The organism is Klebsiella sp. RCJ4 (assembly GCF_009025755.1).
Lineage (GTDB): Bacteria > Pseudomonadota > Gammaproteobacteria > Enterobacterales > Enterobacteriaceae > Klebsiella > Klebsiella michiganensis.
Window position 1 is genome coordinate 49,415 of the sequence record NZ_WCIN01000049.1, and the last position, 20,733, is coordinate 70,147.

At 61.7% G+C, this 20,733-nt stretch carries 14 protein-coding genes; 3 read left to right on the forward strand and 11 right to left on the reverse strand.

The genetic code is table 11. The annotated features are described in order from the left end of the window. Window positions 1-523: 523 nt before the first annotated feature. Genes F8562_RS28665 through F8562_RS28695 form a run of 7 tightly spaced genes read right to left on the reverse strand, consistent with a single transcriptional unit; the run spans window position 524 to window position 8,564 of the window. Window positions 524-1,792 carry a Zn-dependent hydrolase gene (locus tag F8562_RS28665; RefSeq protein ID WP_014228322.1) on the reverse strand — a complete coding sequence of 423 codons (1,269 nt, stop codon included), beginning with the start codon at window positions 1,790-1,792 and terminating at the stop codon, window positions 524-526. Then, window positions 1,782-2,966, reverse strand: coding sequence for an amidase (locus F8562_RS28670; RefSeq protein WP_014228321.1), 1,185 nt, complete (start codon window positions 2,964-2,966; stop codon window positions 1,782-1,784). Before F8562_RS28670 ends, F8562_RS28665 begins: the two co-directional genes overlap by 11 nt. Window positions 2,967-2,984: 18 nt before the next feature. Then, complete coding sequence (locus F8562_RS28675; RefSeq protein WP_014228320.1) at window positions 2,985-3,995, reverse strand: ABC transporter ATP-binding protein; 1,011 nt, start codon at window positions 3,993-3,995, stop codon at window positions 2,985-2,987. Then, entirely contained in the window at window positions 3,985-5,028 is a 1,044-nt protein-coding gene (locus tag F8562_RS28680) for an ABC transporter ATP-binding protein (RefSeq protein ID WP_004848592.1), read from the reverse strand. Before F8562_RS28680 ends, F8562_RS28675 begins: the two co-directional genes overlap by 11 nt. A gap of 3 nt (window positions 5,029-5,031) precedes the next feature. After that, window positions 5,032-5,925, reverse strand: coding sequence for an ABC transporter permease (locus F8562_RS28685; RefSeq protein WP_014837750.1), 894 nt, complete (start codon window positions 5,923-5,925; stop codon window positions 5,032-5,034). A 2-nt stretch (window positions 5,926-5,927) separates the two neighbouring features. Then, entirely contained in the window at window positions 5,928-6,881 is a 954-nt protein-coding gene (locus F8562_RS28690) for an ABC transporter permease (RefSeq protein WP_014228318.1), read from the reverse strand. Between the two features lie 18 nt (window positions 6,882-6,899). Continuing rightward, complete coding sequence (locus tag F8562_RS28695) at window positions 6,900-8,564, reverse strand: ABC transporter substrate-binding protein (RefSeq protein ID WP_014228317.1); 1,665 nt, start codon at window positions 8,562-8,564, stop codon at window positions 6,900-6,902. A gap of 324 nt (window positions 8,565-8,888) precedes the next feature. Between F8562_RS28695 and F8562_RS28700 the strand changes: the two genes are divergently transcribed. Further along, window positions 8,889-10,004, forward strand: a complete 1,116-nt coding sequence (locus F8562_RS28700) for a YbdK family carboxylate-amine ligase (RefSeq protein ID WP_014837747.1) — start codon at window positions 8,889-8,891, stop codon at window positions 10,002-10,004. Window positions 10,005-10,055: 51 nt separating this feature from the next. Beyond that, a complete protein-coding gene (locus F8562_RS28705) occupies window positions 10,056-10,775 on the forward strand; it encodes a phosphodiester glycosidase family protein (RefSeq protein ID WP_014837746.1) in 720 nt (239 codons plus the stop codon). Between the two features lie 643 nt (window positions 10,776-11,418). Here the strand turns inward: F8562_RS28705 and F8562_RS28710 are convergent. The 3 genes from F8562_RS28710 to F8562_RS28720 form a co-directional block, all read right to left on the reverse strand. Continuing rightward, window positions 11,419-14,511 (reverse strand): efflux RND transporter permease subunit, encoded by a 3,093-nt coding sequence (locus F8562_RS28710; RefSeq protein WP_014228315.1) that lies wholly within the window; start codon window positions 14,509-14,511, stop codon window positions 11,419-11,421. A gap of 10 nt (window positions 14,512-14,521) precedes the next feature. After that, window positions 14,522-15,604 (reverse strand): efflux RND transporter periplasmic adaptor subunit, encoded by a 1,083-nt coding sequence (locus F8562_RS28715; RefSeq protein WP_014228314.1) that lies wholly within the window; start codon window positions 15,602-15,604, stop codon window positions 14,522-14,524. Between the two features lie 70 nt (window positions 15,605-15,674). Further along, window positions 15,675-18,398: a cation-transporting P-type ATPase gene (locus F8562_RS28720; RefSeq protein WP_179294842.1), complete on the reverse strand. Its 2,724-nt coding sequence runs from the start codon at window positions 18,396-18,398 to the stop codon at window positions 15,675-15,677. 494 nt (window positions 18,399-18,892) lie between these two features. Here F8562_RS28720 and F8562_RS28725 point away from each other — a divergent pair, with 494 nt between their 5' ends. After that, on the forward strand, window positions 18,893-19,141 hold the full coding sequence (locus F8562_RS28725) for a DUF1158 domain-containing protein (protein WP_014228312.1): 249 nt from the start codon (window positions 18,893-18,895) through the stop codon (window positions 19,139-19,141). Here F8562_RS28725 and F8562_RS28730 read toward each other — a convergent pair. Continuing rightward, window positions 19,070-20,692, reverse strand: coding sequence for an alpha/beta hydrolase (locus F8562_RS28730; RefSeq protein WP_014228311.1), 1,623 nt, complete (start codon window positions 20,690-20,692; stop codon window positions 19,070-19,072). The two genes, F8562_RS28725 and F8562_RS28730, sit on opposite strands and share 72 nt — an antisense overlap. Between the last annotated feature and the right edge of the window lie 41 nt (window positions 20,693-20,733).

A 20,733-nucleotide genomic window follows, 5' to 3' on the forward strand; every position in this document is an offset into this window, starting at 1 on the left:
CAGGCGCGTCAAGCGCCGCCTCCGGGAGAGTTTCATACAGCAGCGGGGATATCTCTGAAACAACGTGAGATGCAGCGATGCCCTGGCCCCCGCTGAAATCGGCGAACCGGAGGGCCGAAGACAAGGGCTGGCCGCCAGGGATGGCGGACAGAGGCGAATCGAGACAGCGATGTCGAGTTGAGCCGACCGCAGGCTGAGGTCCGGGAGGTGAGCGCAGTGCGCAGCACCGATTTCTTTGCGGGACCGCGGGGATTGTAAAGGGGGAGACGGTTTTCTCCCCCTTTACCCGTTCACCTACCACGGTGAGACATTTTCTGCGAAATAGCGGTGAACGGAACCCCTACCACACCGTCCCGGAGGCGGCGCTTGACGCGCCTGTCCGGGCTACTCAATCAGCCTCCCTCAGGCTCCGGACCTGGAAATCCCGGGTCGCGGCGTAAACGCCTTACCCGGGCTACTGCCCCGCAGGCAGCTGGAAACCCGTAGCCCCGGTAAGCGCAGCGCGACCGGGGAGAGCGGCCGTTTATACCACCCGCGCGTACTGCAGCATCACCTGCAGCAGCACGTTCGCACCGGCCTCAACGTGCTCCGGCGACGCATACTCAATTTCGTTGTGGCTGATCCCGTCCTTGCAGGGGATAAAAATCATCCCGGTCGGCGCCAGATAGCTCATATACACCGCGTCGTGCCCGGCGCCGGAGACAATCTCCCGCGCCGGATAGCCCAGCCGCTGCGCGGCGTCGGCGATTGCCGCCTGGCACTCCGGGTGGAACGGCGCCGCCGGATAGTGGCTCACCTCTTTCAGCGCCACCTTCAGGCCGCTCTCCCGCTCAACCCCGGCGATAAACGCCCGCAGCTGGCGGTCCATCTCATCCACCAGCGCATCGCTGAGATTACGCATATCAATCGAAAAAGTGACCTCTCCCGGCACCACGTTGCGGCTGTTCGGATAGACCTGCACCCTCCCTACCGTACCGCGCCCCTCGTCGCTGCGCCCGGCGATCGCCACGACCTCCTGCATAATGCGGGTCGCCGCCTGCAGCGCATCCTGACGCAGGCGCATCGGCGTCGGTCCGGCGTGGGACTCCTGGCCGGTCACCACGCAGTCATACCAGCGGATCCCCAGCACGCCCTGCACGATACCGATAATTTTCGCTTCATCCTCCAGAATCGGCCCCTGTTCAATATGCGCTTCAAAGTAGGCGCCAATCGGATGATCGCCCGGCGTCTGGCTGCCGATATAGCCGATGCGCGCCAGCTCCTCGCCCACGGTTTTACCGTCCGCATCCTGCGCGGCATAGACTGTTTCTAGCGGGAATACCCCGGCAAACACCCCGGAGCCCATCATCACCGGCACAAAGCGCGAGCCCTCTTCGTTGGTCCAGAACACCACTTCAATCGGCGCTTCGGTTTCGATATGCCGATCGTTCAGGGTGCGCACCACCTCCAGCGCCGCCAGCACGCCGTAGTTGCCATCAAATTTGCCGCCGGTGGGCTGGGTATCAATATGGCTGCCGGAGACAATCGGCGGCAGCGCCGGATTACGCCCTTCCCGGCGCATAAAGACGTTGCCGATTTTATCGACGGTGACGCGCATCCCCGCCGCCTGCGCCCAGCTAATCACCAAATCCCGCCCCTGGCGATCGAGATCGGTGAGCGTCAGACGACAGCAGCCGCCCTTCGGCGTGGCGCCGATTTCCGCCAGCGCCATCAGCGACTCCCACAGACGCTCGCCGTTAACCCGGCAGTCGGTGGTTTCGGTCATCGGGGTAAAAAGGACATCACTGCTCATTTCGGTCTCCTTGCATAAACGCGGCGGCCAGCTCGACAAGCAGACGATCGCTGCCGCGCGGGCCTAAAAATGACATCCCCAGCGGCAGACCGCCCGTCTGGGCGACCGGCAGCGTCACCTGCGGACGTTGGGTCATCACGGAAATTAACAGCAGGTCGTGAGACAGGCGCCGGACCGCTTCTATCTCTTCGGCCTGCGCCGTCAGCAGCGGCGCGCCATCGGGAACGGTCGGCATCACCAGGACCGCATCGCCCAGCTGCGCATCCCACCAGGCGGTAAAACGCTCGCGCAGCTGGCAGGCGGCGTCAAACTGCGCGCGGGTGACCGCTTTGCCCCAGAAAAAGCGCTCGCGGACGTCCGGGCCTAGCTGCAGACCATAGCGCTCAATGGTTTCGCCCTGCGCCTGCCACGCTTCGTAGCCCTGAATCTGGCGGAAGGCGAGATAAATATCGTCCGCGTCGGGCAGCGGCGCGTCGAGCGGCGCTAACGGGCCGAAAAAGCGCGCCAGCCGTTGGCGGACCGGCAGCAGCGCCTGCTGGCTGCGCAGCGGCAGGCGGGAAAACAGCCCATCGTGGCAGGCCAGCCGCACGCCGTTGAAATCCGCGCGTTCAGCATCGAACAGACAGGCGGCGACGGCGGAAAAGACCTCCGGCGAGCGGGCAAAGAAGCCGCAGGTGTCCATGGTGGCGCACAGCGGCTGGCAGCCGTCGAGGGAGAGACGGCCGTGGGTTGGACGCAGGCCAAACAGTCCGCAGTAGCTCGCCGGCGTGCGTACCGAGCCGCCGGTATCGCTGCCGAGGGCAAAGTCGCACGCCGCGTTCGATACCGCCGACGCCGAGCCGGACGACGATCCGCCGGGTATATGATTCGGCGCGGCGCCGTTGCGCGGGGTACCGTAATGCACGTTGTGCCCGCTCATCGAATACGCCAGCTCGCTGGTATGGGTTTTGCCGATAAAGCGCGCGCCGTTATCTAACAGCTTTTGCACCACCGGCGCGGTGCGGTTTTTAATCCCGGACAGCGCCAGCAGGTGCGGATTGCCCCCGCCGGTGGGGTAGCCCGCCACGTCGAACAGATCTTTGACCGCAAAGGTTAAGCCGCTCAGCGGCCCGCTGAGCGCATGCGCCACCGGATGCGGCGGATAGGGCATAAAGGCGCGAATGTCGTCCTGCATGATGGTTTCCTCCTGGCCTCAGGCGTAAAGCGCCTGGTTTTCAACGGACGGGCTCAGCTCACGCCAGCGATGGCAACTTACCACGTGACGCGGCCCGGCCGGTTCGGTCGTCGGCTGGCTTTGCGCGCAGGCGGGGCGCGCGTGTGGACAGCGTTCGGCAAACGCGCAGCCCGGCGGCAGGCGCGAGAGATCCGGCGGTGAGCCGGGGATACAGTGCAGCGCATCGCCCTTTTTCAACCCCTCTTTCGGCCGGCTGCCCAGCAGCACCTGGGTATAGGGATGGCGCGGACGATACAGAATCTCCTCGATCGACGCCTCCTCCACGATGCGCCCGGCGTACATCACCGCCACCCGGTCGGCGATCTCCACCGCCGCGCCGATATCGTGGGTCACAAATATAATCGACAGATCGCGCTGCTTTTGCTGCTCGCGCAGCAGAATCAGGATCTGGATTTGCACCGTGGCATCGAGGGCGGTGGTCGGCTCATCTGCCAGCAGCAGCTGCGGGTTGCAGGAGAGCGCGAGGGCAATCATTGCCCGCTGGCGCATCCCGCCGGACATCTCGTGCGGGTAAGCATCCAGCCGCCGCTCGGGGCTCGGAATGCGCACCTGACGCAGCGCCTCCAGCGCCCTTTCCCGCGCCGCCTGCCGCGACAGGCCTTCATGGCGACGCAGCCCCTCGACAATCTGCTGGCCCACGGTATAGACCGGGTCGAAGGCCAGCAGCGGCTCCTGGAAAATCATCGCGCAGCGCGCGCCGCGGTAGCGCCGCAGCTGCCCGGCGCTCATGTTCAACACATCCTCTTCCCCGACCCTCAGGGTACCGGAAAGCACGCTGCTTTTCGGCGGGTGCAGCCGCATCAGGGCGCGCAGGGTGACGCTTTTCCCGGAGCCAGACTCGCCGATCAGCGCCATCACCTCGCCTTTTTGCACATCAAAGGAGACGCCGTTGACCGCGTTGACCGTCTGACCGTCGCGGCGAAACTCAACCCGCAGGTCGCGGATATGGACGTAGGCTTCATGCGACATGGCTGACCTCCTGAATGGCGATATTTTGATGCCAGGGCGACGCGGGCTGCGCCATCAGGCAGGCGCTCTGGTGCCCCTCGCCGACGCTTTCGAGCGTCGGTTTCACCTCGGCGCACACCGCTCTGGCGTGCGGGCAGCGGGTATGAAAGCGGCAGCCGGAGGGCGGAGAAATCGGGCTGGGCGGATCGCCGCTCAGCGGCGAGGTTAAGGTGCGATTGTGCGGGTCCATCGACGGCATCGAGCTTAACAGCGCCCGGGTATAGGGGTGGGCCGAGGCGGTAAACAGCTGCTCCGCCGGGCCAATCTCCACCACCTCGCCGAGATACATCACCAGAATGCGGTCCGACAGCCAGCGCACCACGTGCAGATCGTGGCTGATAAACACATAGGTCAGCGCCAGCGTCCGCTTCAGCTCCTGCAGCAGCTGCAGCACCTGAGCTTCCACCGACTTATCCAGCGCCGAGACGGCCTCGTCGAGGATCACCAGACGGGGCTTCATCGCCAGCGCGCGGGCGATATTCACCCGCTGGCGCTGGCCGCCGGAAAGCGCGTGCGGATAACGATGGGCAAAACGTTCCGGCTCAAGGCCGACGTGCGCCAGCAGATAGCGGGCGTACTCGCTGGCCTCTTTGGCGCTGACGCCGTGTACCCGCTGGCCGAACGCAATGCTCTCTTCCATGGTCATGCGCGGGTTGAGCGAGGCGTAGCTATCCTGGAAAACCATCTGCACCTGGCGGCGATACGCTTTCATCGGCAGGCGCGATGAGCCCACCTCCAGACCATCGAAGATCAGCTCCCCGCTGTCCTGCTTAAGCAGCTGCATCAGCAGCCGCGCGGTGGTGGATTTACCGCAGCCCGACTCCCCCACCACGCCGAGGGTTTCGCCTTTGATCACCGAAAAACTGACGTCGTCCACCGCCTGCACCACTTCGCGCGCTTTGCCGCCGCCGGCGGGAAAATGTTTCAGCAGATTGTTGACCTTCAGCAGCGGCTGCGCCGGTCCGCCGAGGTCGATATTGATAAAGGGTTGCATCGCTTACTCCTTAATCGCCATTGCCGCACGCAGGCGGTCCGCGAGGATATTGAACGAAATGGAGGTGATAAAAATCATCAGGCCGGGCAGCGCCGCTACCCACGGCTGGGTATAAATCGCCGTACGCAGGGTGTTCAGCATCAGCCCCCATTCCGGCTCCGGCGGGCGAACCCCGAGACCGAGAAAAGAGAGCCCGGAGGCGAGGATCATGCACACCGAAATCAGGCCGGTGGAGAAGACGAAAATCGACCCCAGCACGTTGCCCAGCACCTGGACGCGAATAATGGTGAACGCGCTGGCCCCGGTGGCCCGGGCGGCGTCGATATAGTCCATATGCCGCACCTGCGCGGTGACGCTTTCGGCGATACGCGCCACCTGCGGCACGAACACCAGGGTCAGCGAGAGCAGCGCGTTACCGATCCCCGCCCCCAGCGCGCCGGAGAGCGCGATCGCCAGCAGCACCGAGGGAAAGGCGTAAAACACGTCCACGGTGCGCATAATCAGGGTGTTGGTTTTACCGCCCGCATAGCCGGCGATAATGCCGATCGCCCCGCCGATGAAAAAGGCGAACACCACCGGGACAATCCCCATAAACAGCGACAGCCGGGTGCCGAGAATCAGCCTTGATAGCATATCGCGCCCGAGCTCATCGGAGCCCAGCGGAAAGCCGTCGGCGCCAATCGGTTTGAGGCGTAAAAACATCGACGTTTGATACGGATCTTTCACGATTAGCCAGGGACCGAACAGCGCCAGCGCCAGCAGGATGAGAATGATCGCGCCGACGAATACGCCGCCCGGGTCGCGCAGCAGGCGGCGAAACACGCCGCGCCAGTAGCCTTGTCTGGCAACCGTCGCGGCAGAGACGGTAATGCCTTTGGTCGTCACGGTATCCACCATCGTCAGCTCCTCTTAATTCGCGGATCGAGACTGGTTTGCAGAATATCCACCAGCAGATTGAGCAGGACAAAGAACAGCGCCAGTACCCAGATGGTGCCCTGCAATAGCGGCAGATCGCGCTGGAAGATAGCGGTGTTGAGCAGCAGACCGGTGCCGGGCCAGGAGAAGACGGTTTCCACCAGAATCGAGCCGCCCATCAGATAGCCGACCTGCAGCCCCATCACCGCCAGCGCGGTCGGGGCGGCGTTTTTCACCACGTGCAGAAAGATCCGCGACTCGTTGAGCCCCCGGGCGCGCAGGCCGACGATAAACTCCTGGCTGAGAATGTCCGCCACCTGCGAGCGAACGGTGCGGGCGATAATGCCGGTCGGGATCACCGACAGCGTGAAGGCCGGCAGCAGCATAAACTGCAGGTGTTCCCAGTTCCACTGCCAGCCCACCTCGCCGATTGGCCCGCCGCCGGTCGCCGGCAGCAGCGCGAATTTGACGCTAAAAACGATGACCAGCAGCATCCCCAGCCAGTAGTGCGGTACGCTGACGCCAAACACGGATAGCACCGAGGCCAGACGGTCAATAATGCTGTTACGAAAGTAGCCGGCGACAAAACCGAACAGACTGCCCAGCGCAAACCCGATCGCCGTCGCCAGCAGCGCCAGACGCAGAGAGTAGGCGACCGCCGTCATCACTTCATCGATGACCGGGCGCCCGGTAGCGACCGACATGCCCAGATCGCCGTGCAGCGCCCGCCATAGCCAGTGCACAAACTGCAGCGGCAGCGGTTTATCAAAGCCGTAGGCCTGCATTAAGGTCTGACGCAGCGATTCCGAAGCGTCCGGCGGCATCACCGATACCAGCGGGTCGCCCGGCGCTATCTGCACCAGCATAAAACAGATCACCGCGACCCCGAGCATGGTGGGGATGGCCAGCAGGATGCGATATAGCAGCGTATTGATCATCTCTTGCTCCCGTGTCGATTACTCTTTTTTGCTCACCAGGCTGAGGTCGATAAACCAGCTTTGCGGCTGTACCACACCGGTGACGGCTGGCGATATCGCCCTTGGTCCGACATCGTGGGCGACGAACAGGAACGGCACCTGATCGACCAGCGCGGCGTGCAGTTCACCCGCGGCTTTATCCATTTCAGCCGGGGTAAACGCGTGTTTCACCGCCGCCGCCAGCTTTTCGGTTTCCGGGGTCGAGAAGTAGCCCCAGTTGGTCGCCACCGGCGGGAAGGCCTTCGCGGTGGAGAAGCGGATCATGCCGAAATAGGGATCGTTAACCGCGGCGCTGACGTTGATCGCGTCGATCCCTTTCGCCGACGGATCTTTCGCCCCGAGACGCCAGTTGGTAAACAGGGTGTTCCATTCGTTGACCTTAATGTCGACGTTAAAGAAGCAGCTTTTCAGGCTCTGCTGGATGTACTCGTTCATCGGCAGCGGCTGCATCTGCCCGGAGCCGGAGGCCGAGGTGGCGACCGTGACGTGCAGCGGTTTCCCGGCGCTATACCCGGCTTCGGTCATCAGCTTACGGGCGGTATCCGGGTCATATTTGATCTGGAAGGTGGGTTTACCGTGCCACGGGCTGCCGGCCTCGTAGACGCCGGTCGCTTCGGTCATATAGCCGCCGAGATAGCTTTTGAGCTCCGCGCGGTTCAGGCACAGGTTGGCGGCTTTGCGCACGCGAATATCTTTCCACGGCGAGCCCTCTTCGAAGGAGAACTGCCACGGCCACAGGTGCGGCTGGGTGTTGGCGTAGATTTTAAAGCCCTGGGCTTTTATCTGATCGACCGCGTCCGGGGCCGGGGCTTCGATCCAGTCCACCTGCTTCGAGAGCAGCGCCGCCGTGCGGGCGTTAGCTTCCGGCAGCGGGATCAGCACCACTTTGTCCACTCGCGGAATGCGATCTTTGTTCCAGTAGTCGGGGTTCTTATCGAGGATCAGCTGCTGGCGAGGAACCAGTTTTTCCATTTTGAACGGACCGCTGCCCACCGCGTGGGCGGCGAACTCGGTCCACGCCTGCTTACTACGCGCGGCGGCATCGCCGGCGTTTGCCGGCACCGCGTCATACAGCTTCTGCCACGCCGTCGGCGAAACGATAAACAGGTTGGTAAGGTTGTACGGCAGCAGCGCGTCCGGTTCGGAGGTGGTCAGCGCCACGGTGTGGTCGTCAATCTTTTCCGCGCCGGTCAGGGTCGGCATGCGTGAGAGGGTGTTGCCTATCTGGCCCGGGGCATACTGCGGCGCGGCTTTATTCAGCACCTTATCCACGTTCCAGACGATGGCATCGGCGTTGACCGTTGAACCATCGTGAAACTTAACGCCCGGGCGCAGGGTGAAAATCCAGCGGCTTTGATTTTGCGGGTCAACGTGCCACTCGGTCGCCAGCCCCGGCACCAGGCCGCTGGGCTTTTCTCCCTGAGAGAGATCCCATTCAACGAGGGCGTCGTAGAGCGGAATGCCGGTGAAGCGATTGCCCTCAAAGCCCTGATCGGGCTGGCCGAGGGTCAAAGGGATATCGGCGGCGGTCATGGCGATCCGCAGGGTTGAGGCATTGGCCGGCAAAGAGGCGATCAGCGCCAATGCTCCGCTAACAGCAACGGCGAGATGGCATTTACGCGAAAATATTTTTTTCTTCAGCATCACATTGTCCCTGTTAAATAAAAGTCGCTATTTAACAGGCAAGATACATACCAGTTCTGAACGCGCGGGGAATAAGCGTGAAATGGCTTATAAAATAAGAATGACTTATATCATCTATATGATTTTATTTAAAAAATAGAATAACCTTATCTTTTTGCACCACCGGCGGGAATTCTGTTGCAGGATTGCACCAGCCTTACTTTCTTTTTAAAGGGATAATCACGTGGCGTTATTTTCTATAAATTAAATTCATAATGTCCGGCAGATCATCATTTTGAGGCGTTGTCTTCTATACTTTCTGATAAAGAGAAAGAGGGAGTCGCCATGCCGTTACCTGATTTTCACCGCTCCGAGCCGTTTACCCTTGGCATCGAGCTGGAGCTCCAGGTCGTCAACCCGCCGGGCTTCGATCTGAGCCAGGACTCTTCTGCGCTTATTGATGAGGTCCAGGGCACGCTGAAAGCGGGCGAGGCCAAACATGACATCACCGAAAGCATGCTGGAAATCGCCACCGGCGTCTGCCGCGATATCCACCAGGCCACCGCGCAGCTGAGCGCGATTCAACAGGCGGTGCTGCGCGCCGCCTCCCGCCATCATGTGCAAATCTGCGGCGGCGGAACGCATCCGTTTCAAAGCTGGCAGCGTCAGCAGATCAGCGATAACCCGCGCTACCTGAAAACCGTCGAGCACTTTGGTTACCTGGCGAAGCAGGCGACGATCTTCGGCCAGCACGTGCACGTGGGGTGTCAAAACGGCGATGATGCCATCTATCTTCTGCACGGCCTGTCGCGCTTCGTACCGCATTTTATCGCGCTGAATGCGGCATCGCCCTGGCTCGACGGGACCGATAGCGGCTTTGCCTGTTCGCGGCTTAACCTTTTTGCCGCCTATCCTGATAACGGCCCGATGCCGTGGGTAAATAACTGGCAGGCTTTTACCGGTCTGTTTCGCCGTCTTAGCTATACCAGCATGATCGACAGCATGAAGGATCTGCACTGGGATATCCGCCCCAGCCCGCGCTTTGGTACCGTCGAAGTCCGGGTGATGGATACGCCGCTGACGATTGCTCAGGCGGTGAATATCGCCGGGTTTATTCAGATCATCGCCTGCTGGCTGCTGACGGAGCGGCCGTTTAAGCATCAGCCCGAGGATTATCTGCTCTACCCCTTCAACCGCTATCAGGCCTGCCGCTACGGGCTCGATGGGATCAATACCGATGTTAACGGCGGCGAACAACGAACATTGCGCGAAGAAATTTTACAGCTGGCGGATAGGCTGGCCCCCAGCGCCCACAAGCTGAATGCCGGCAGCGCGCTGGAGGCGATTGTGCGCCAGGCGAAGCAGGATCACAGCGAGCCGCAGCAGATGCGCGAGTTCGTCGCCAACGGCGGTTCATTGATCGGGCTGGTACAAAAGCACTGCGAAATCTGGACGGCGTAGCGGCGATAAAACGCTATACTGCACGCTTTCGTCGTCTGTCTGGAACCTGTCGTGCGCTTTTTCTCTCTTCTGCCGCTGCTGCTGTTATCCCTGCCCGCTTTCGCCAGCGGGAAGTGCTCGCTGACCGACCCGTCGCTGACGCTGCAAAGCTATACCGTTGATCCGCAGCGCGAACGCATCGTGATGTACTGGCAAAAAGAGGACGGCAAAGCCTGGGGATCGCTGCGCTCCCTGCTGGCGGATATCGACCACAACGGACAGGTGCAGATGGCGATGAACGGCGGAATTTATGATAAAGCCTATGCGCCGCTGGGGCTGTATATCGAGAAAGGCAGGCAGCTGACCCCGCTTAACCGCGCTTCCGGCGGCGGCAACTTTTTTATTCGTCCCGGCGGGGTGTTTTATCTGCGCGGGCAAAACGCGGGGATTGTCAACATCGATAAATTCAGGCCGTCGCCGGCCATCCGCTACGCCGTGCAGTCCGGGCCGATGCTGATTGAAAACGGCAAGATCAACTGGCGGTTGAAGCCGTCCGCCAGCTCGCGCAAGCTGCGTAACGGCGTGGGCATCACCGGCGATGGCAAAGTGGTCTTTATGCTCAGCGCGCGCGAAACCAATTTCTATGATTTTGCCTGCTACGCGCAGTCCAGGCTCAACGTGCGCCAGATGCTCTATCTCGACGGTACCATTTCGAAGATGTACCAGAAAGGCGGCAGCGTGCCGTGGCAGTACCATCCGTTCGTCACCATGATCGCGGTGGAGAGCAGATAGTTTTCATAACATCGTCTGCGGGGAGTAGCCCGGGTAAGGCGTCTACGCCGCGACCCGGGATTTCCGGGCCCGGTGCCTGAGGGAGGGAGATTGGGCAGCGCCGCCTCCGGGACGGTGTTGAGGGGTTCCGTTCACCATCAAGTCGCAGAAAATGTCTCATCGAGGCACGTGAACGGGTAAAAGGGGAGAAAACCGTCTCCCCCTTTACAATCCCCGCGGTCCCGCAAAGAAATCGGTGCTGCGCACTGCGCTCACCTCCCGGTCCTCAGCCTGCGGTCGGCTCAACTCGACATCGCTGTCTCGATTCGCCTCTGTCCGCCATCCCTGGCGGCCAGCCCTTGTCTTCGGTCCTCCGGTTCGCCGATTTCAGCGGGGGCCAGGGCATTGCTGCATGACACGTTGTTTCAGAAACATATCCGCAGCGGCATGAAAATCTCCCGGAGGCGGCGCTGCCGCGCCTGTCCTGGCTACGGATTACCGGCAATCTGCGGCCCGGTAGCCCGGCTAAGCGCAGCGCAAGCCGGGAAGAAGCCACAGCAATACCACGTCGCGGCATATTCCCCGGGTTGCGGCGTAAACGCCTTACCCGGGCTACGGGTTATCGGCAATATGCAGTACTGTAGCCCGGACAGGTCCGGGCCACCTACATCCGGCGGTGGGCCCACTCGCGCAGCCGCTGGAACAGCACGTACAGCGAAGGAATAAACAAAATGCCGATTACCGTCGCCACCAGCATGCCGCTGAACACCGTGGTACCGATAATCCGCCGGCTCTGCGCCCCGGCGCCGGTGGCAAGCATCATCGGCACAATCCCGATGATAAAAGAGACCGCCGTCATCATTACCGCGCGGAAGCGGCGGGTCGCCCCTTCGCGGGCGGCATCGACGATCGACATTCCCTCTTCGCGCTTCGCCCGGGCAAACTCGACGATCAAAATCGCGTTTTTCGCCGCCAGCGCGATCAGCAGCACCAGACCTATCTGTACGTACACATCGTTGGCATAACCGGCCCACCAGAGCCACAGCAGCGACCCGCCGATGGCGAACAGCACCGACAGCATCACGCTCGCCGGCAGCGTCCAGCTCTCATACTGGGCGACGAGGAACAGCCACGCCATCGCTACCGCCGCCAGCACGATCCACACCGCCTGGTTACCGGTCTGCTGCTCCTGCCAGGAGATGCCGCTCCAGGCGTAATCATAACCGTGCGGCAGGTTCGCTTGTAAAATCTGCTCCATCACCGCCATTGCCGTCCGGCTGCTGACGCCTTCGGCCGCCGACCCGCTCACCGATACCGACGGGAACTGGTTATACTGCTGAATAAACGGCGCGCCCACCGTCGGCGTAATCGTCACCAGATTACTCAGGCGAACCCGCTCGCCGCTGTCGCTGCGCACGTACAGCTCGCTTATCTGCTCTGCCCGCTCGCGCCACTGCATCTCGTTTTGCATCACCACGTGGTAGACACGATTGTTGATGCTGAAATCGCCGGCGCGGGTGCCGCCAAACGCGGTTTGCAGGCTGCTGAAAATCCTCGCCACCGGTACGTTCAGGCGGGCCGCCTGGTCGCGATCGACGGTGAGCGTCAGCTGCGGCACGTTGCTGCTCCAGGTGGTAAATACCCGGCTCAGCTGCGGGTACTGGTTAGCCGTCCGCAGCACCTGATGCGTCACCTGCTCCAGCTCCGCCGGCGATTGTCCGGCCTGGGCCAGAATGCGTAAATTAAACCCGGAGGCGTTGCCCAGCCCCGGCAGCGTCGGCGGCGCAAAAGTCATGATCGTCGCCTCCGGTAGCCCCATCAGCTGGCCCTGCACCTTTTCCATCACCGCCTCCAGCGGCGGCCGCTGGTGCCAGTCCTTCAGCATCACCGAGATAAATCCGCCGTTTGAAGCGCTGGTACCGTTGAGAATATTAAAACCGGAGACCTGAATCACATCCTCAACCGCCGGATTCAACAACAGCAGCTCGCGCGCCTGGGCCATCACCGCTTCGGTACGCTCCAGCGAGGCAGCTTCAGGCAGCTGCACGCTGGCAAAGAAGTAGCCCTGATCTTCCTGCGGCAGAAAACCCTTTGGCATAGTGGTAAAGCTAAACACCACCACTCCGGCCGCCGCCATCGTCGCCGCCAGCGCCAGCCAGGGGCGACGATTCATCCTCCCGACCAGACGCCCGTAACCATCGCGCACCGTATCCAGACCGCGGTTAAAACCGCGCCAGATGGCGGCTGGCTGCTGCGGCCGCGGACGCAGCAGCAGCGCGCACAGCGCGGGCGTCAGGGTCAGCGCCACCACGCTCGACAGCGTCACCGCCGTCGATAAGGTCACCGCAAACTGGCGATACAGCTCGCCGACGATCCCCGGCAGCATCGCTACCGGCACAAACACCGCCAGCAGCACCAGAGTTGTGGCGATCACCGGCCCGGCGATTTGCCGCAGCGCCTCGGCGGTCGCGGCGCCGCGATCCAGCCCCTCCGCCATTTTCGTTTCCACGCTCTCCACCACCACGATGGCGTCATCCACCACCATCGTCAGGGCGAGAATAATCGCGAACAGGCTCAGGGTATTGGCGCTGTAGCCCAGCGCATAAAGCACGGCAAAGGTGCCGATAAGCGACACCGGGATCGCCAGCGCGACAATCAGCGTTGCCCGCCAGCTCTGGAGGAACAGCGAAACCACCACCACCACCGCCATAAGGGTCAGCGCCAGCGACACGCCGATCTCTTTGATCGTCGCCGCCACAAAGCGGGTGGTATCAAACTTCACTTCCCAGGTGAGATCCGCCGGGAAACGCGCGTGCAGCCGGGTCAGCTCAGCGCGCACCGCGGTGGCGACCTGCAGAGCGTTGGCGGTGGGCGTCGGATAGATACCGAGATAGGCGGAATCTTTACCGTTCAGCTGCGCGCCGGAGCTGTAGCTGCGCGCGCCCAGCTCAATGGTCGCCACGTCAGACAGGCGCACCAGCTGGCCGCGTTCGCCGCTGCGAACCACAATTTGCCCGAAGCCGGCGGCGTCGCTGAGTCGCCCGATACCGTTGATGGTCAGCGTCTGCAGCTGGCCGTTAAATACCGGCGGCGTCCCCACCTGCCCCGCCGCGCCCTGCACGTTCTGCTCGCGCAGCGCCTGGGCAATATCGTCGGTTGTGATATTCAACGCGTTCATGCGGTCGGGCCGCAGCCAGATGCGCATGCTGTAGTCGCGCGCGCCGAACATCTGTACTTCCCCGACGCCGGGTAGACGCGCCAGCGCCTCGCGCACCTGAGTGCTGGCGTAGTTGCTGACAAACAGCGGCGATAGCGTGCCGAGCGGCGAATAGAGACTCACGCCCATCAGCAGGTTCGTCGCCCGCTTGCGCACCTGTACGCCGTTCTGCTGCACGTCGGCAGGCAGCTGCGCCACCGCCTGCGACACGCGGTTCTGCACATCGATCGCGGCTAAATCGGCATCGGTCCCGGCGGCAAAAGTCAGGCTCAGGCTGTAGGTCCCCTCATCGGAACTGGTGGACTCCATATAGAGCATATGATCGACGCCGTTGATCTGGGTCTCCAGCGGCGCGGCAATGGCTTCCGCCACGTCCGCCGCGCTGGCGCCCGGCCAGCTGGCGCTAACGTTGATGACCGGCGGCGTAATCTGCGGATACTGCTCGACCGGGATCAGCTTCAGCGAGACCGCGCCGACAAAGGTCATCAGCAGCGCAATCACCATCGCAAAGCGCGGGCGACGGATAAAAAATGTGAGCATCGCCTCTCCCTTATTCACTCAGCAGCTGAACGGCCGCGCCGTCACGCAGGCGCTGGGCGCCTTCCGTCACTACGCGCTCCCCCGCTTTCAGACCATCGGCCACCACGAAGCTTTGGCCATGCTGACCGGCGGGCGCTAAACGGCGCATCGTCACGGTGTTGTCCGCCGTCAGTACCCAGCAGTAAAAGCCCAGCGCATCCTGCTGTAGCGCAGAGGCCGGGATGATCGGGCTCTCCTTAAGCTGCTGCGGCCGGAAGAAAACCGTGACGTTGCCGCCCGGCAGCAGACGGTGCTGCGGGTTGGCAAACTCAGCGCGCAGCGCCACGCTGGCGGTGCGGCTATCAATACGGTTATCGACGGAGGTCAGGGCGCCGACTTCACGCCGTCCATCGACATCCACCTGCGCCAGCCACGCCTGCTTTAGCGCGGCGATATCCGTGTGCTGCCCCGCTTTCGCGAAAAAGGCGGTTTCATCCAGCGAGAACGCCACGCGAATGGGATCAAGCTGGACCACATCGACCAGCACGCCGCTGGCGGGATTCACCAGACCGCCGACGTGAAAAGGACTATGGCCGACGCGCCCGGTGACCGGCGAGGTAATGCGGGTGTAGCCGAGCGTAATCTGCTGGGCGGCAATGCGCGCCCGGGCCTGCTCGACGGCGGCGGCGGCGACATCGCGCTGCATCTGCGCGGTGTCTACGTCGTTGCGGCTGATTGCGTGGTTATTTTTCAGCTGCTGGTAGCGGCTCAGCTGCTGCTGGGCCTGGCGTAGCGAAGCCTGCGCGCTTTTCAGTTCAGCCTGGGCGAGCGCCAGCGCGGCTTTCGGCTGGGCGTCATCCAGCGTAAACAGCGGATCGCCCTGGTTGACGTACTGCCCATCCTGGAAGTGGCGCTGCACAATCTTTCCTTCGGTGCGGGCGCGAATATCGACGGCGTGAATGGCCTCAACTCGGCCGGAGATTTGCCGTTCATCGGCATGCGGCGCGTTTTCCACGGTGGCGACGCGCACCGGAATAGCCGGCGCGGCGGCGGCAATAAGCGCGTAGCCTGCCAGGCCGCAGGCCAGCAGGGCGGAGCGGATAATCTTGTTCATGGGGAATTCCTTACGACGATGCGGCGTCCCTCCCCCCTCAGGAGAAGGGACGCCGGGCGGGTCAGACACGCTATGCGGCTTTGCGGAAACGACGGGTCAGGCGCTTCTCAACTTCCACCACCAGGAACATCGCGATACCGATGACCAGCGTGATGAACCAGTAGCGCAGCGGCAGCCCTTCGGTGCCAAACATCGTCTGCATCACCGGTACGTAGATGATGACCAGCTGCATCAGCAGCAGCACGCCGCTCACCAGCCAGATGCCTTTGTTGCGCAGCAGTCCCATGCTCAGCGAGAAGCTGTCGCTGCTGCGGCAGTTAATCATATAAACCCACTGTGCGGTGACCAGCATCTGCAGCAGGACGGTGCGGATAAACTCCGGACTGTGGCCGCGCGGCGCCAGCCAGGCTTCAAGCATAAAGGCGGCGACGGCGATCATGGTGCCGACGAAAGCGACGCGCCAGACGGCGAAGGCGCCCATAACGTGCTGGCCGGTTTTACGCGGCGGCCGGTTCATGGCGTTGCGCTCGGCGGCTTCAAACGCGAGGCCGAAGGAGAGCGTCGCGGAGGTGGCCATGTTCATCCACAGAATCAGCACCGGCGTCAGCGGAATGATGTTCCCCGCCAGCAGGGCGATGATAATCAGCAGCCCCTGCGCCAGGTTGGTCGGCATGATGAACAGAATGGTCTTCTTCAGGTTGTCGTAGACCCGACGCCCCTCTTTGACCGAACTGGCGATGGTGGCAAAGTTGTCGTCGGTCAGGACCATGTCGGCGGCCTCTTTGGTCACCTCGGTGCCTTTAATCCCCATGGCGATCCCGACGTCGGCCTGGCGCAGCGCCGGGGCGTCGTTGACGCCGTCGCCGGTCATGCCAACTACTTCGCCGTTATCCTGCAGCGCTTTTACCAGGCGCAGCTTGTGCTCCGGGCTGGTACGGGCAAAGATATCGTACTCAACGGCGGCTTTCGCCAGCTCGGCGTCGTCCATGTGCTCCAGCTGATAGCCGGTCATCGCCTGGCTGCTGTTGGTGATCCCCAGCATCTGGCCAATGCTCATCGCCGTCTGCGGGTGGTCGCCGGTAATCATCTTCACGCGGATCCCCGCGTTCTGGCAGGCGTGGATAGCGTCAATCGCTTCCGGACGCGGCGGGTCCATCATTCCGGCAATGCCGAGGAAGACCAGACCTTCGCGCAGATCGTCGTGGGTCAGCGTGGTGCTGCCAACGGTGGCCGGTTTGTAGGCGGCGGCGACCATACGCAGGCCCTGGCGGGCAAAGCGCGCCATCTCCTCTTCCCAGTACTGCGGCTCGAACGGCACCGCCCCCTGCTTGCTCAGCTGATGGCGGCACAGGGCAAAAATCACGTCCGGCGCGCCGGTAATCAGCACCTGCTCGACGTCGCCCATTTTCTGGTGGGTCGCCATGTACTTGTACTGCGAGTCGAACGGTATCTTCGCCACCAGGCGCGCGTCGACGGGCGCAAGCTGCGCTTTCGCCGCCAGCACCTTCAGCGCCCCTTCGGTCGGCCCGCCGGTAATGCCCCACAGGCCGCGCTCGTCCTGAATCATCTGGCTGTCGTTACACAGATCGATGGTGCGCAGATAGGTTTCCAGCACGCTGCCCGGTTTAATCTGCACCGGCTCGTTGCTGCCTTCCAGGCAGATGTTACCCTGAGGCTCGTAGCTGTCGCCTTCGACGCGGTAGCAGCAGTCGGCGGTGATGATCGCTTTGACGGTCATCTCGTTCATCGTCAGGGTGCCGGTTTTATCCGAGCACACCACGGTCATGGCGCCCAGGGTTTCCACCGTCGGCAGCTTGCGGATAATCGCCCGCTGACGCGCCATCGCCTGTACGCCCAGAGAGAGAATAATCGAGATAATCGCCGGTAAGCCTTCCGGCACGGCGGCCACCGCCAGGCTAATCAGGGAGAGCAGCAGCTCGCCGAGAGGAATGTCGCGCAGCGCGAGGCTGAAGACGAACAGCGCGGCCATCATCGCCAGGATGATAACGAAAATCGCTTTACCGAGCTTATCCATCTGCACCAGCAGCGGCGTGCGGTGCTTCTCAATCCCCGCCATCATCTGGTTGATGTGGCCGAGTTCGGTCTCCTGACCGGTTGCGGTCACCACGCCAACGCCGCCGCCGGCGCTGATGGTGGTGCCTGAGAAGAGCATATTGGTACGGTCGCCCAGCGGCAGTTCGCCTTCCAGCGCGTCGGTGGTTTTATCCACCACCGTCGACTCGCCGGTGAGAATCGCCTCTTCGACCCGCAGATTATGGCTCTCAATCAGGCGCATATCGGCAGGTACGCGGTCACCCGCGCGCAGTATCACGATATCGCCCGGCACCAGGTCGCGGGTCGGGATGGTTTCATGCTTGCCGCTGCGCTGCACGCGCGCGTCGCTGGAGAGCATATTGCGGATGCCCTGCAGCGATTTTTCGGCGTTGCTCTCCTGGATATGGCCGATCAGGGCGTTGATCACCGTGACGCCCAGGATGACGAGCGTATCGACCCAGTGGCCCATGACCGCGGTGAGCGCGGCGGCGGCCAGCAGGACAAAAATCAGGACGTCGTTAAAGTGGGCAAGGAAGCGCAGCCAGGCCGGCTTGCCTTTTTTCTCCGGCAAGGCGTTGGGGCCGAAGGTCTTCAAACGCTCGGCGGCCTCGGCGGCGCTTAGGCCGTTGGCATGGCTTTTATTCTGCGCCAGCACCGCATCAACCGTCTGCTGATATGCGCGGCGTGGCGCGACATCCCCTGAGGGGGTGGTATTATTAGTTTTGATCGTTTTGGTCAAAATATATCTCCCTTAAAATTCCGTGAGGCGGAAAGCCTGGAATCATTCCGGGCCAATGAGAAAAATTTCAAACAGGCGGGAGATAATTTGAGCTTGCGCAATATTTACTCTCTCGCCAATACAAAATTTATGGTAAGTTAATTCTATAAAACAACTATTGCAGAATATTAATAAACCAAAACTAAACGAGGTCTACTATGTTTGGAATCTATCGCGGACGCCGTCTGGTGCTGTACATCCTGCTGGCCATTATTATCGCTACACTTGTAGGATATAGCACCTATACTTTTGTAAAAGCGCTGGCTTAATAATGACGTTAATTTACATTGCAATGTAATTAACTTAATCACAAATATTACCAAAATAATTAACATGGGAATAAACGAGGACGTTTAAATATAATATCTAATGCGTATTATAATTACGTACGAAACGATATTGCATTGATTCTCTTTTTACCGGACAATATGTTTTTAACTGATGATTAACAAATAATGAAACATCCGCTAGAAACGCTCCTCAGCGCCGCCGGCATTTTGCTGCTGGCTTTACTCTCCTGCCTGCTGCTGCCGGCGCCCTCGCTGGGCCTGACGCTGGCGCAGAAGCTGGTTGCGACATTCCATCTGATGGATCTCAACCAGCTTTATACCCTGATCTTTTGCCTGTGGTTTTTAGCGCTGGGCGCCATAGAGTATCTGCTGCTGCGCTGGGTCTGGCGTCGCTGGTTTTCCCTTGAGCGCTAAGCCGGTCAGGTCGCGCATGCCGTTGACCAGCGCTTCGCACCAGGCGGCGTAATCGTGGCCGCTGGAGGAGGGATGAAAGCTCACCGTATAACCCTTCTCTTTTAGCACCCGCTCAAATTCAAGCGTATTGGCATAAATGCCGCCGTCCGGCCCGCTGGTTTCGAATTTCCCCGCCTGCAGCCAGAAGCGCACCGGATAGCGCGGCGACTGCTGGTACTGGCGGGTCAGCCAGCCGGCCTCCTCCCCTTGCGGCGCCCACCAGTATGACCCGGACAGGCTCAATACGTTGCCAAACTGCCGGGGGTAGCGCAGCGCTACCCAGGACGCGGCCAGCCCGCCGTAGCTGGACCCGGCAACCACGGTTTTTTGCCGGGTCAGGCTGATCCCCTGGCGGTTCAGCCAGGGCAGCAACTCATGGGCCATAAAATCGGCAAAGTGCGGATTTGGCGGCAGCTCCTTCGCCCGTCGCGAATGATCGAGACTATCGATAAACACCACGTTAATCGGCGGCAGCCGGTGACTGGCGATCAGGGCGTTCAGCACGTTGGCGAGGCGGTATTCGTGCTGGTAAGTTTTACCGTCAAAGAGCAACAGGGTCCAGCGCGCGGGCTGCGGCAACCGCGGGCGATAAATCAGCACTTCCCGCGTATTTTGCAGAAAGTCGCTGCGCAGCTGATGGCGGGTTAAGGTTCCGTAGCGTAGCGGCTGCGCCATACGCTGGGCGGTGCAAAAACGCGCGGCGTTGAGGGCCAGCAGAGAGTGGCGATTCCAGCGGTCGTGGGCGGCATTGATGCTGTTCGGGTTGAGCGGGTCAGCCTGGGCGCTGACCAGAATCGCCCGCCGCTGCTCCCGCGCGCTGCCGGTTACCTGCGGCACGTCCGGGGCCAGCTTATACTGCATGAGGGTATCGGCGGGCACCACGTAGCTGCGAAACCAGACGTCAGAATCCCCGAGGCGAAACAGCGGATCGTGATCCCCCGCCGGCGAACCCAGAATAAACACGTTGCGGCTCGCCCCGCGCCACAGGAAAGTTACCCGCTTATGGCCGGCGTCCACCGGTTCCACCATTGGCGTCCCTTCCCGCTCGCGCTCCTGCCAGAAATGCGCCGTTGAACCTCCCGCCGCCAGTTCACGCTTCAGCCGCAGCAGGCGCGGGCTGACCGGATCCAGCGGCTGAACTTTGGCCAGAGCGGTGGTTTCCCGCATCTGCCACTGAAAGCGCCAGCGCGCCCCCTCTTCGCCGTGCAGCACCAGCGAGGAGGCGCGATTTACCGGCAGAGAAAACAGCAGGGTTTGCTCGCCGTCCGCCGGACCGCCCGTCAGCAGCGTGCGCAGACGGCGGTTATTGTCATCCAGCAGTCGGGCATCGGTGACGCCGGAGAGGGTCGCCGCGACGTAGTTCTCGCCCAATGTCGGCAGGTCAAAACAGACCTCGCCGCTGGCGTCGAACTTCCCCTCCAGTTCCCCCTGTAACGAAGGAGATTCGCAGTTCATCGCCGCCGCCGGTAGGGTACTCATGCCAATCAGCAGGCCGCTCCACGCCGTCTTCATTAGCCAATAGTTCCTTGTAAGAATTTGTTAATAACGCTAAT

Excerpts from the sequence above, each read along its gene's own strand:
- F8562_RS28665 (WP_014228322.1), bottom strand. The coding sequence starts at position 1,792 with ATGAGCAGTGATGTCCTTTTTACCCCGATGACCGAAACCACCGACTGC.
- F8562_RS28670 (WP_014228321.1), bottom strand. The coding sequence starts at position 2,966 with ATGCAGGACGACATTCGCGCCTTTATGCCCTATCCGCCGCATCCGGTG.
- F8562_RS28675 (WP_014228320.1), bottom strand. The coding sequence starts at position 3,995 with ATGTCGCATGAAGCCTACGTCCATATCCGCGACCTGCGGGTTGAGTTT.
- F8562_RS28680 (WP_004848592.1), bottom strand. The coding sequence starts at position 5,028 with ATGCAACCCTTTATCAATATCGACCTCGGCGGACCGGCGCAGCCGCTG.
- F8562_RS28685 (WP_014837750.1), bottom strand. The coding sequence starts at position 5,925 with ATGGTGGATACCGTGACGACCAAAGGCATTACCGTCTCTGCCGCGACG.
- F8562_RS28690 (WP_014228318.1), bottom strand. The coding sequence starts at position 6,881 with ATGATCAATACGCTGCTATATCGCATCCTGCTGGCCATCCCCACCATG.
- F8562_RS28695 (WP_014228317.1), bottom strand. The coding sequence starts at position 8,564 with ATGCTGAAGAAAAAAATATTTTCGCGTAAATGCCATCTCGCCGTTGCT.
- F8562_RS28700 (WP_014837747.1), top strand. The coding sequence starts at position 8,889 with ATGCCGTTACCTGATTTTCACCGCTCCGAGCCGTTTACCCTTGGCATC.
- F8562_RS28710 (WP_014228315.1), bottom strand. The coding sequence starts at position 14,511 with ATGCTCACATTTTTTATCCGTCGCCCGCGCTTTGCGATGGTGATTGCG.
- F8562_RS28715 (WP_014228314.1), bottom strand. The coding sequence starts at position 15,604 with ATGAACAAGATTATCCGCTCCGCCCTGCTGGCCTGCGGCCTGGCAGGC.
- F8562_RS28725 (WP_014228312.1), top strand. The coding sequence starts at position 18,893 with ATGAAACATCCGCTAGAAACGCTCCTCAGCGCCGCCGGCATTTTGCTG.
- F8562_RS28730 (WP_014228311.1), bottom strand. The coding sequence starts at position 20,692 with ATGAAGACGGCGTGGAGCGGCCTGCTGATTGGCATGAGTACCCTACCG.